At 58.5% G+C, this 12,184-nt stretch carries 10 protein-coding genes and 1 pseudogene; 10 read left to right on the top strand and 1 reads right to left on the bottom strand.

Going from position 1 to position 12,184, the window contains the following annotated elements; translation table 11 throughout:
* The 8 genes from A37A_RS21505 to A37A_RS0111680 form a co-directional block, all read left to right on the top strand.
* Nucleotides 1-233 (top strand): hypothetical protein (locus A37A_RS21505; protein WP_231363915.1); only part of this gene is annotated, 233 nt, incomplete at its 5' end.
* 65 nt (nt 234-298) lie between these two features.
* A complete protein-coding gene (locus A37A_RS0111720; protein ID WP_231363914.1) occupies nt 299-730 on the top strand; it encodes a hypothetical protein in 432 nt (143 codons plus the stop codon).
* A gap of 557 nt (nt 731-1,287) precedes the next feature.
* The gene (locus A37A_RS0111715; protein ID WP_018291686.1) at nt 1,288-2,550 is read left to right on the top strand and encodes a tyrosine-type recombinase/integrase; all 1,263 of its coding nucleotides are present in this window, start codon (nt 1,288-1,290) and stop codon (nt 2,548-2,550) included.
* A 450-nt stretch (nt 2,551-3,000) separates the two neighbouring features.
* Nucleotides 3,001-4,239: a hypothetical protein gene (locus tag A37A_RS0111710; RefSeq protein ID WP_155996663.1), complete on the top strand. Its 1,239-nt coding sequence runs from the start codon at nt 3,001-3,003 to the stop codon at nt 4,237-4,239.
* A gap of 55 nt (nt 4,240-4,294) precedes the next feature.
* Entirely contained in the window at nt 4,295-5,350 is a 1,056-nt protein-coding gene (locus tag A37A_RS17350; protein WP_018291684.1) for an IS1634 family transposase, read from the top strand.
* A gap of 45 nt (nt 5,351-5,395) precedes the next feature.
* Entirely contained in the window at nt 5,396-5,701 is a 306-nt protein-coding gene (locus A37A_RS0111700; RefSeq protein WP_231363913.1) for a type II toxin-antitoxin system RelE/ParE family toxin, read from the top strand.
* A gap of 442 nt (nt 5,702-6,143) precedes the next feature.
* Nucleotides 6,144-6,425: a HigA family addiction module antitoxin gene (locus A37A_RS0111690; protein ID WP_018291681.1), complete on the top strand. Its 282-nt coding sequence runs from the start codon at nt 6,144-6,146 to the stop codon at nt 6,423-6,425.
* A 708-nt stretch (nt 6,426-7,133) separates the two neighbouring features.
* A complete protein-coding gene (locus A37A_RS0111680; protein WP_231363912.1) occupies nt 7,134-7,658 on the top strand; it encodes a hypothetical protein in 525 nt (174 codons plus the stop codon).
* Between the two features lie 319 nt (nt 7,659-7,977).
* On the opposite strand, the gene A37A_RS0111675 is transcribed toward A37A_RS0111680, so the two are convergent.
* Nucleotides 7,978-9,126: an ISNCY family transposase gene (locus A37A_RS0111675; RefSeq protein WP_231363911.1), complete on the bottom strand. Its 1,149-nt coding sequence runs from the start codon at nt 9,124-9,126 to the stop codon at nt 7,978-7,980.
* A gap of 375 nt (nt 9,127-9,501) precedes the next feature.
* On the opposite strand from A37A_RS0111675, the gene A37A_RS17345 reads away from it, so the two are divergent.
* Together A37A_RS17345 and A37A_RS17340 are read left to right on the top strand one after the other, a co-directional pair.
* A complete protein-coding gene (locus A37A_RS17345; protein ID WP_020494376.1) occupies nt 9,502-11,034 on the top strand; it encodes an IS1182 family transposase in 1,533 nt (510 codons plus the stop codon).
* A 35-nt stretch (nt 11,035-11,069) separates the two neighbouring features.
* Nucleotides 11,070-12,132, top strand: a pseudogene (locus tag A37A_RS17340) (hypothetical protein).
* The last annotated feature ends 52 nt before the right edge of the window (nt 12,133-12,184 follow it).

The raw sequence follows: 12,184 nt of genomic DNA, 5'->3' as shown, positions 1-12,184 counted from the left end.
TTGACCGGCTCCTGGAGAAGAAACTCAAGGCGGCCAATCTCCCCTTCTCCAGCGAGCAAGCTTGGGTTGCCCTCCGAACCATCCATCTGGTGGAGTTCGCCTTCGGAAGTGAAAAACGTCGCGGGGTCACCGCCGGGAACCATCAGGCCCGGCAAATCCTCTCCGCCTTGCACATCTCTGCCCGGGAGCCGCCGCCCCAAAGGGCAAAAATGGGTCCTGTAGTGCCAATTTGAAATGACGGGTACTGCCTCGCAACGACTTACGAGACCTTCCCCCAAACATGGGCCGGGCGCAGAGCTTGATTACCATCGCCAGGGACAAGAATGCCTACAAGGACGCCCGCTATTCCGTCCGATCCTCGCAATGCGATCCGCCCCGGACGTTGGCGGGCGTGATCGTGGAAAAGGCTACCGAATGGGGACGCATCGGCGTCTGGGAGTGGGTGGAAGCGAACAAATTGACGGTCGAAGTCCTGGGAGCACGGCCAAGCCGGAGAGAGCGGATTCAAAGCAAGAAGCAGAAAGTAATCGACCTCCTGGAAGCCAACGATGGGGGGATGAGATTCCAAGACATCCAGAAGCAGCTTGGCTTGCCGCGACAGAAGCTAACGCTGTTTCGATGCCGACACCTATCGGGAATCGTTGAGTCCCAAAAGTCCGGGCGCTACGGGTGGGAGTGGCGTCTCAACCGCCGCAACCCGGAAGGCTCTCTCGCATGTGCGGGCGGGTAGCTAACGCGCATTTTTGTATCTTAGAAACGTTGCTACATCTTTCTCTAGCGCGAGTCTTTGGCGGGATGCCTAGCCGTAACCCTAAAGAGCCGCCTTGTGGCGTGAAACAACAAACGCCTGCTCCGCCTTCCGCGTCGCCGTGCGGCCAGAAACCAAAGCGCCTTGATCCATGGGCTTCTTGCCATGTCCTACCCCTCCGTTTCACCCGCAAGCTCCTCCCGCGAGCTTCCACCATCCACGATACCCCCGCCACCACGCCTAGCAAGCCGAAGCCGTCCTCGCCGCTCGATCTATTGCCACTTTATTGTCATCCTAGAAGCACTTCACCCGTCTTTTTGCGTATTTATCGTTATACATCCGTTCTTAACGAAAGTGGTTTTCGGTAGCGTCGCTACCAGAGAGGATTTAATCTTTCAATCTAGTCGCACCCGGCAGGATTTGAACCTGCGACCAACGGATTAGAAATCCGAGCAGCAAGCTGCTTCTACCAGATATTCGACGCTTCCCGCCATTTTCTTCTCGCCAGTTTCTCGCCAGTTATGGCCGGATAGGGGCGCATGAGGAAGGAACCCCTGCCACCGAGAATCAAAAAGTTGAACACGCTGATTCCTATCGACCGGAAGAAACCGGAAGCCGGCGTTTACCGATATGTCCTCGAATACGCCGCCAAGGATGAAGACGGCGGGGAGTGGAAACGCCAGAGGCGCTATTTCACGTCCTGGAATGCCGCCGAGGCTGCCTGCCGGGAGATGAAGCAGAGAGCACGGATCGCCGGGGAGGGGGCTCTCGGGATAAAGCCCGGGGATGCCGAAGATTTGGCGAAGATGAGAGAGCTTCTCGCCGACATCGAGACCGAGCCCCTGGCCGCCGTCAGGGAATGGGTGGAAGCGAAGCGGCTCCTGCAATCCTGCAGGGGCAATGTGATTGATGTGGCCCGCGAGTGGGCCGAGCAAAAGAAGCGGGAACTCGAAAGCAAGACGGTGGAGGAGGCGAGCGAGTTGTTCCTCAAAGCTAAGGAGGCGGATGGCGCGCGTCCCAGGTATCTGAGCGACCTTCGGCAATGCATGAGGCTCTTCTCCGAGGCCTTCGCCGGCAAAAAGGTCGCCGCGCTTACTCCGAAGGACATCGCCGATTGGATCGGCAGCCTCCCGGTCGGCCCGGTACGGCGTCGCAACATTCGCGTCATGCTCGGCGTCTTCCTCAATCATGCGGCGCGCATGGGCTGGTGTTCCAAAGGAATAATCGAGGATGTCCCGGCCCCTCGCGTGAAACCGCCGAAGACGGAAACGTTCACCCCTGATGAATCCTGCGCCTTGTTGGAGGCGGCAAGCCGAGTCGCTCCCGCGCTGGTTCCCTATCTCACTCTCGGGCTCTTCTGCGGCCTTCGGACGGCGGAGCTGGATCGTCTCGACTGGCAGCACGTCAACGACAAGGAGGTCCGCATCGAGGCCGACGTTGCGAAGACGGCTTCGAGGCGGGTTGTGCCGATCCCGGAAAACGCGGCAGCCTGGATTGCGCCCTACCGCAGGAAGTCCGGCCCGGTGCGCCCGCCGAACGCCCGCAGGTTCCTGGGGAAGGTGTTGGCCGCATCGGGAGTGAAGTGGAAGCCCAATGCCATGAGGCATTCCTTCGCGAGCTACAGCCTTGCGGCCACAAACGATGCGCCCCGGGTAAGCCTTGAACTCGGCCATATGTCGCCGGCGCTGGTCTTCCGCCACTACCGGGCGCTGGTGAGCCAGGAGGATGCCCACCGCTACTTCTCCATTCGCCCGCCTGCCGCCTCATCCAACGTGATCCCGATCGCCGCCGGCAGGCGGTGAAACGCCATCAACCGCATCAAGCCCGGCGGGAGCCGGTTCCGTGTCGGGTTGTGCCGGCTTGCTGGAAGCGCCGCAAATCGGGGGCGATGGTGCCCGGTTGCCGGCCGGCGGAAAGAAACCGTCTCCGCCGCCCGCCTTCCGATGCCTTTCATGGCGCTTGCAGCTCGCGTTGACGATGGAGGCTCTCCAAAAATCGAACGGAAATGGCCCTACGAACGCGATACCGGCAGCCGTCGGACCCTTCTCCCCCCACTGCCGTCCACGAAACGCGCTCCTGCGCGATCCTGACATAGGTTCCAACAGGAATCACCCTGCAGGAGCATGTCTTGGCAGTGAGCCTGGATCCGGAGCCCGGATGCGTCGGTCGGCGGCGGGGCTTTTCGCGTCGGCACCAGCCGCCAGAACTCCCGTTCAGAAACCAACTTGGGGAGTCAATTCCACATGTCGTCAGTGGATCTGTTCCTAATGTCGCTTGACACATTCTTCCTCAATAATACACTTATTTTGGTGAGAGAAATAGATATCGAGAATCTGAAACTACGAGAACTTGTCCGCGATGATGAAGCTAAGCAACCTCATGAGGTAAGCTTAACATGGCTTAATGCGGATGTCCCCCACTGGCGACAATTAACCAGGACTATCGGCGAGGATCTTGCCGTCGCCTCACCGTACGGCATCAGGTGGTGGCGAACTCATGATACCGCTCGCCGTATCCTGATCAGCGACTACCTTTACTCGTGTGCTAGTAGTGTCATTAAGAACTTGATCGAAGCCACACTCCACCTCCTGGAATTTCAGGATTTCTCCGAGCGGATAAGCAAGCGTCTTAAATGCGCGGCGTCACCTATCGCGTCTAATCGGCTTGAAGCGCTAGAACTCTCGTTTGCCTCTTTGCATAGTGCCGGATTCGTCCGTGCGATTGCAAGCACCATTGATTGCCTGGCGAGTGTCCTCATCGGCATTCTCCCAATGGAGAAGTTCATCCTCCTAGCGCAATTTAAGGACGTTCGCAACGAGCTCTTGAAGCTTGACCCGTGTAAGGACGATTCGCTGTCGGGATTCCGGATGCGTTTCAAATCCGCAATCGATGAATCTGGCGTCAGCGGCTGGCTGGACTGGGTAATGGACTTTCGTAACATGCTGGTTCATCGCGGGCGCCGATTAGAGGTAGACTTTCCTGAATCCAAAGATTCTCAAACACAGATCCTGCACCCATGGTCGGGGGCACCTATCCAGGACTACCGGTCGCACGTACCAGCAGCTCCCGGCCTTTCCGAAATCCAGGCGTGGCTTCGGGCCTTGCGCAATAACCCCGGGAAACGAGAGGCGCTTTCCGAATGTTGGCTTACAGAGAGCGCAGAGACGACTTTCGATGGTGTATTGGAAAGCACCCGCAAGCTTGTCGATGCAATCGGCAAGGAGCTTCTGGAGGTATGGGCACAACGAAAAAGCGATGAAAACCGGCAAAGCCAACCTGTTCACGAACAGTGGCCCTGCGATGTTTGGCCTTCTAATCATAACGACTTTGCTGGATATCGGAGTTCCTCCCCGCAGACAATCACACGCCTGGGCATGAGTCCAATTGACTTTCGTAGACTACGCGCTGCAGCCCTGGATACCTCGGCCAGTCACCAGTGGGGCGATTGGTTGCCCGCTTCCCGCCCGAACTCATCTTCCGCACAAAGCTAAGGTTTGGTGCTTTACTATCTTTCAAGCATCCACTTCGAGGGGGCGGCCGAAGGGGTTGGTTCGCCACGGCTACAGCCGGGACCACCGGGAAGACCGGCCGCAGGTGCTTTTGGTGGTGGCGACCGATGCGAAGGGGATCCCGATCCCTGTGGAGGTTCTCCGAGGGAATCGGGCCGATTCCTCGACGCTCCCCGGGCTTTTGGTCGGCTTGCGGCGACGGCTGGGGATGGAGAAGGCGGTCTTTGTTTTTGACGGCGGGATCCGGAGCTTTTTTAACCTGGAGATGCTGACGGAGATGGAGTTGAGATACGTGACCCGGGCGAATCGGGGGCAACTCCAGGAGCTGGTGGAGAAGTTGCCTCGGGATCGGCAGCCGGAGCTCTGGGACCGGACCGAGGGGATGGAAGTGGAGAAGGACGGTCTCCGGTACGTCATTGCCGGAGGGGAGTGGCGGGCCCAACGGGATCGGGAGAGGCGGGAGGCGCGAATCAGCAAAGCGAAGCTTTTGCTGGAGGAGATCAAACGAAACGCACACACCGATGAGGATGCGGTTCAGCTGGGGAGCCGGGTCGGTCGGATGCTGCAGCGCTGCAAGGCGCACAAGTACTTCCGGTACGGAATCGACGGGAAAGGCCGATTCTGGTGGAAGCTCGACGAGAAGGAGATTGCCAAGGAGCAAGCCACCGACGGCTGGTATCTGCTGGAAACCAATCTGCCCGCCGCCGAGGCGTCCGCTAAGGAATTCCTGGCCCACTATAAGAAGCTCGGCGAGGTCGAGCAGGCCTTTTGCGAACTCAAAACTTACCTCGAGGTCCGTCCGGTCTTTCATTGGCGGCCCGATCGTGTCCGGAACCATGTGAGGATCTGCTTCCTTGCGTATTGGATGACGGCTCGTTTGGCCGCCGAGTGGAGCAAGCTCGGTGTTTTTGAACACGTTCCTGCGCTCCTGCGCCGCCTCCAGTCGATCCGCCTCGGTGTTCTCTCCGTGGAAGGCAAGCCGATCGTTCGTCTTTTGAGCAAGATTCCTCGGGAACTGAATCGGCTCCTGGAAAAACGTCGTCTGCTCCCACTCTTCGCCCAGCCGCCGGCCTGGGCAGCCAGTAGCCAGTAGCGGAAAGGCCTGTCCTTTCGCATCAAGGAGTTGCGCCGCTACTCAATGGAAGTCAGGCTAAGTGATATGGAACTGCGTTTTAAAAGCAAAGGTCTAAAATGTCTCTACGACGGGGAGCCCGGAGGGGTGCCGTCAGAGATGGTTGGAAAGCTGAAGAAGCTCCTCTTTGCTCTTGAAAACGCCGAAACGCTAGAACAACTCAGAAAATTTCCTGGCTGGAAGCTTCATCCGCTCAAAGGCGGCTCAAAAGATTGGTGGAGTCTGACCGTTACCGGGAACTGGCGGCTGGTTTTCCGATATCATGAGGGGACCAACACGGCCACCGGCCTTGACCTGATAGATTACCACTAAACAGCCTCTCGGGCTTTTCCGTCCTGCGTCAACCCCTCGGGGTGTTCTCCCTCGACAGACTAACTCGCAAGATTGTAGAGAAGCAAGTTGCCCCGCCGGGTAGGGCCCTGCAATAAAGCTACTTCTCGATCCCACTCCAGCGCCCATTGCGGCGTCCACGGCGCGACAGAGATCGTCTTCTTCCAATCCCTTCTCCTCCAGTCCGCACGGCTTGGCCAAAAGCGTCTCGCACGCTCCGTCGTGAAGGGCGCGCTTGGGGAAGGGAAAGAAAATCCTTCCCGGATCATCGCCTTCAAAAATCGTTGCTTCCGCTTCGGACTGGCATCGACCGGCGCTTCCAAGTGAGCCTTCCCGTTGTCGTTCATGCCAACATCGTGCCTTGTGTTTGCGACAACACGCAGATATTGTGTTGACGTTAGCGCTCCTAACGCGGTGACCGGCCATGAAAAACCCTCCTCATCCTGGCGACTTGATTAAAACCGAAGTCATTGAGGCCCTCGGACTCGACGTGAGCGAGGCGGCGGAGATTTTAAATGTTCCCCGTGGCGTGCTCTCCGATCTTCTGGACAGCAAAGCCGCTCTGACGCCGGAGATGGCACTTCGCATCGAAAAGGCCTTCGGTCCGGACATGGACCACCTCCTCCGCATGCAGCTGGCCTATGACATGGCTAGAATACGGGAGCACGCGGAGGAAATTTCGGTCGAGCGGTACGTCCCGGCCTGAAGACAGGACGGAAAGCTCTGAAGTCTGCCGAACCTCCGTTGCCCGGCATCCCACGAGCTTGCAGCAGAGCGGAAGAAGCTCGGCGTTCTACGCGAACATCTCTCCGCTTCCATCTTGTGGAAGCAAAAAGCGATGTTGCTCAGTTCGGTTGTTCCCCGCGCTGCTCTAGCTGATCTTCCTCGTGCCGTGAAAGGGTGCATCGCCCAGTGGGGAGGGAGTTATCGCCACCCGGCAACTATTGCTCCAGCCGGAGACGCCCAGAGCGGCCGCTGGTGGCAACGCCAGTGGTCGGAGCCTCTGGGGAAAAGGCCCGGACAAGCGGGAGAGCTGAGCGAGCAGGCGTGAATGAACCCTCCATCGCCGCTGCCTCAGCGACCGCTTAACTTGCTTAGGACATTTTAAAAATCAGCGTTGCGGAGTCGGAGATTGCATGATGGAATCCAGCACGTGGCTAGGGAAGAGGAAAATCATAGAAGCGCACCGTCTTCGGCTACAGAAAAACTACTCCGAGAAGGAGAACGGCGTTTCCAAGAAGCTGTGTCGCAAAGTCAATTTGTTGTCGGTAACGTGGGCTTTTTCGAAGCTGCTTGCGTGGTCAACCCGCCACTATCCAGGAACGAGGTTGACCAACGATTTCTTGACAGAGTAATGGCGGTTCATCCTGGGCTGAGGGATTGGCCGCTTTGGTTCGACACTAGAGATCGTAATGTGACAGAGATCCACCCCTACGTGGAACAAGAGGGGTGGGAATGCCTCATCGCTGCCGGAATGCAGGTCCCGGCGCCGCCGCAATTTTGGATAATAGAGGCCATCGGTCGCTTTTATGTAAAAGCCGCGTTTGAGGAGGATACAGTCGATAAAGCACCAAGGCCCGTGCTGGATCCACGTTGGCGGATTCGCCGTGTGATTGAAGCGATAAAGTGCTGCTTAGCCTTTGCGAGAGTGCTCGATGCCGACAAAAATACCTCTCTTGAATTTGCGTTTCGATGGACTCGCCTGCAGGGGAGAGTCCTTCGTCTCGGCGTGCCGTGGCGCGCGCTTGATGAAGCATCTTCCCAAAAAGACGATCTTCTGTTTCCTACTGCTCTACTAAAAATAGCAGCAGAACAGGCTGACATTCTCGATGCCGCACAGCATGCGCTCGCCCCCCTGTTTTACCTTTTCCGTGAAAGGGTCCTTCCGCGAGAGTCGTTGGAGGAAGAGTACCGACATTTCTGGGGGCAATCGCCTTAGCCGACGAACTTGCCTGTGTGGCCTGAAGGAGGGCGCGCGCGGAGATGCGGTCATTGACGCATCAGAGTAATAAACTCCTCGACGGCCAAGCCGCTAAAACGGATCAAGCTGCGCAAGGTACCATTCTCCACTTCCCGATGATCTCGGGTACCGAAACGGAGGCCGTACGGTCTCCTTGTGCATCATCATGTGGCTGTTGAAGACATGTCAAACTGACCGCTTTGGTAACAAGTGATTTGACCGCTTGGGATATTGGATTGTTGTTTCCTTTGGGGTTCTTGCCCTTGCCCCGGGGCAAGGGCAAAGTTCTGCTCCTCTTTTAAGCCGCGTTGGTTTGGTGTAGCTCCAGCGGCTTGCCCTCCGAGTCGTACCAGCCGACGATCCGGTGGCCGTACCGGACGCTGAGGTTGCCGTCGAGATGCTCACAGACCCGGACGCGGCATTTTGCCAAGCCGATACGCCAGCTCTGGGGCAAGATCTGGAGCTTCTTCCGCCCCCAGTGGACCNTGTTGTCGTTGCCGACGATTCGGTCGTCCTGAACGCAGAGGATCCCNTCCAGGTCGGCNCCTCCGGCCGGGACAAAGGCGCTCTCCTCTTCCTTGGGCTTTACGGCCAGGGTGCGGTTATGCCAGGGAAGAAACTTCTTCCGGATGTACTCGTTGGCCGCTTCCAGGGTCTGAATGCCCGCGGCCTGGATCTCCCGCGGCAGCCGCCCCTGCCAGGTGCCGAAGAAGCGCTCCATCCGTCCTCGGCCCTGTGGACAGTAGCTGGGTATGTGCTCAATGCCCAACTGCGCCAGCGCNCGGCCGACNTGNGTCAACNGCTCTCGGTCTACCTCTTTCCCCGCCTCGGGCGTATGAAAAAAGTGACTGCCCCGGTCGGTGTAGAGGCTGCAAAAGAGCCCCTCTTTCTCAATGACGCTCCGTAAGCCCGAAAGGATCGCTTTGGTCCCTTCCTCCTCGCACAAAAAGGCCTCGTAGACTTCGCTCGTCGCATCGTCCACAAGGGCGATCAGATCCGGCTGCCATCCCAACCCCGGAATCCAATCATGAGTGCTCCCGTCCACATGCAAAAGCATCCCCCGCATCGGCCTCCTCTCTCGCTCCAGCCGATGAACCCGCCCCCGCTTCCGCTTCGGCAGCAGCCCAGCCGTCTGCAACGCACATTTGACCCAGGAATAGCTCAACTCAAGCCCATGCTCCTCCCGAAGCTTCTCGTGAAAATGCCGCCCATTCCATCCCTCGTAGCGCTCCCGATAGAGCCCAAGGACCTTCTCCACCGTCTCCATCGGCACCCTCCGCGGACTTGGCCTCCGCTTCCTCCGATCAAAAAGCCCGTCGTATCCCCGAATCCGGTACCGAACTCGCCACCGCCGAAGGGTGCGAGGACTCCATCCCAAAATCTCCGCCGCATCTAACCAACTGATCCGCTTGGCCATCGCCCGCATGATCACCTCCTGAACTTTCATGACCCGCCATCCTTCCGCTTCGCCAAAGCCGTCCATGCCCCCATCTCATGAACTCTCCAGCCCCCAATACCCAAGCGGTCACTTCATCTGTCCTCGCGGCGGTCACTTCACTTGCTTACGACAGTGCATCATCATGTGGCTGGCGCGTTGACGCGCCATTTGCTAGACGTCTTTGCCGAAGACGCGAACCGCCTCGCGCCGGCTCGCGTTTCGGCAGCGGCAGAATGAGACCGTGATCTCGATCTCCTGCGTTTCCTCTGCGAGCGGCAATCCGCGCTCGGCCCGAACTTCCAGGCAGGCCGCGATGGCTTCTCTGACGTTGGCTAGCCGCCTGTCGAACTTTCCTTTTCCCTCTGGAATATGGTAAAAGAGGGCATGGCTGAGCGACTTCTGAGGGCGGATCGGATGACTCCGATGCTCTTGCCCGAGGAGTTGCGGGATTGGGTGGCCGAGGACGACTTGGTGTATTTTGTCATCGAGACGGTGGAGAGGATGGATCTGCGAGAGTTTCGAATCAACGTACGCGGGACGGAGGACGTGCAGTATCCGTCGTCAATGATGCTCTCGCTTTTGATTTATTGCTATGCCAACGGAATCTTTTCGAGTCGCCGGAACGAGGCGGCGACGTGGCGGGATGTGGCGGTTCGTTACCTTTGTGCGAACACCCATCCGGATCACGACACGATCTGCCGGTTTCGGCGGGAGAACTTTGCTGCGGTGGCGGACTGCTTTTTGAAGGTCTTGGAGTTGGCCCGGGAGATGAAGCTTTTGAAGGTGGGGGTGGTAAGTGTCGACGGAACCAAGATACGGGCCAACGCGAGCAAGCATCGGAATGTGACCTACGAGCGGGCCGGAGAACTGGTGGAGCTTCTGCGGGCGGATGTGACAGACCTCTTGAAGAAGGCGGAGGAAGCGGACCGGAGAGGGGAAGCGGATCCGGGCAAGCTGCCCGAGGAGATCGGTCGGCGGCAGCGGCTCCAGGAAAAGCTGGAGGAAGCGCAACGCCGCCTGGAGGAACGGGCCAAGGAGCGAGCGGAGCGGGAGCGTGCCGATTACGAGCGGAAGGTAGAAGAACGGGAAGCCCGCAAGGGGAGTGCCAAAGGCCGACACATCCAGCCTCCGGAGGAGAAGCCTGGGGCGGAGGAGCACAGCAACCTGACCGATTCCGAGAGCCGACTGATGCGCAAGAGCCGGAACGAAGCCTTTGAACAGAGCTACAATGCGCAGGCGGCCGTGGATGCGGACGGGAGTGCCTTGGTGCTTTCGGCTCGGGTGAGCGTCTGCGCCAACGATACCGGCGAGTTGGAAGCCGACGTGCGGGCCATTCCTACGGAAGCCGGTCGGGTCCGTGCGGTGCTGGTCGACACGGGGTATGCCAATGGCGAACAGGTCGAGGCTCTGCAGGCGGAGGGAATCGAAGTCTACTGTCCGATGAGGGCCGAAGCTCTGGAATGCCGTCGGCGATACGAGTTCCGGCCCACCGATCGTCGTCGGGAGAAGCCCGTGGCGTATACCGCCCCGTGGAGACGCAAGATGATCGAGAAGCTCGCCAGCCCAGAAAGCCGCCGCCTCTACGCTCGACGCAAGCAGACGGTCGAACCGGTCTTCGGCATCATCAAATCGGTGATGGGCTTCCGAGCGTTTCGGCTCCGCGGGCAAGCCAAAGTCCAGGGCGAATGGTCGTTGGCCTGCTTGGCGTACAACTCCAAGCGCCTTTGGAGCTTATGGGAGGACGCCGAACCGGGCCAAGCCAAGGAGGGATTACCGGATCTCCTAGCATCGCCTCGATCTCCGCGTTCCTCCACGCGCTGGTTGCAGTCTCGCGCTCCGCGCTTTCCGGCTTCGGCAGAAAACTTCTCGCCATCTCGCGAGGGACGCTCCTCAAGCATTGCGGTTTTCTCGCATTAACCCCGATAGGCTGCTAGCGAAAGATTGGGGTAATTGTGAAGCTCAAGAGGGAAGCGAAGACACTGAAAGCCAAGTCCATAGCGTCTTTGAAGCGTGGGCTAGAAGCGTTCAATAACCACGACGACGATGGAAGGCCGGAAACCGTGCTGCTCATGCTCCAGCACGCCAGTGAAATGCTGGCCAAGGCATTGCTGGTTCAGAAGGGGCAGGACGTCTTCGACAAAGAAAAGGGAACCTCCATCGGTATCGAGAAGGCGTTGAACATTGCTCAGTCCAAAGCGTGGATGAGCGCCGCACAAGCCGGGGCTATCCGCGTCATCAACGCGATGCGTGACCAAGCCCAGCACTGGATGATCGTGGTTCCTGAAGACGCTCTCTACATCAACGCGAGAGCGTTGATAACTGTGTTGGACGAAATTCTGAGCGAGCATTTCCAAGATACGCTGGCGGATAACCTTCCGGTGCGGGTCCTGCCTCTGTCTACCCAAGCGCTCCCTGATTTCTTAATGTTGGTGAATCGGGAATACGCGCAGATTCGAGAACTGCTTGCTCCGGGCCGAAGAGCGCGAGATGAGGCCAGGGGACGAATTACAGCACTCCTGGCTATGGAAGCCCACGTCAGCGAAGAGGTAGCGGTTTCCAAACGAGACCTGGACCGAATCGAAGAGGCCATCAGAAACAACACTCCGCTGGAGCAAGTGTTCCCACGGCTGATGACCCTGGCAACGAACGTTAAAGGAGAAGGCCCAACAATTCGTGTCCGAATTACCCGAGCCGCAGAGGCTCCTCCGGTTCGCTTCGTATCGGGCGATGACCCTGAGGGCGCGGCGGCCATCCGTGAAGTAGATCTCCAAAAGAAATACCACTGGAGTCCGAGTGCGTTGGCGGAAAAGCTGCGATTGACAATCAACAAGACCAAGGCTGTCCGCGACTTCCTGCATATAGACGAAGATCCAGCCAACGTCATGGTGTTCGAGTTCGGGTCTCAGAAACACCCTCGGTATTCCGACAACGCACTACGCGCGCTTCGGGAAGCCATCACCCCGAAATTTGGTCGAGGAAGCATGGCGTGCACGCCCACGGGGTCGCGGTAGATAGCTGTCAGGGTTCGCATGATTACCTCCTAGAAAATCGCCGTCCGTTGCTGATC

The organism is Verrucomicrobium sp. 3C, assembly GCF_000379365.1.
Classification (GTDB): domain Bacteria; phylum Verrucomicrobiota; class Verrucomicrobiia; order Methylacidiphilales; family Methylacidiphilaceae; genus Methylacidimicrobium.
This window is presented reverse-complemented; position numbering and strand designations above follow the sequence as displayed.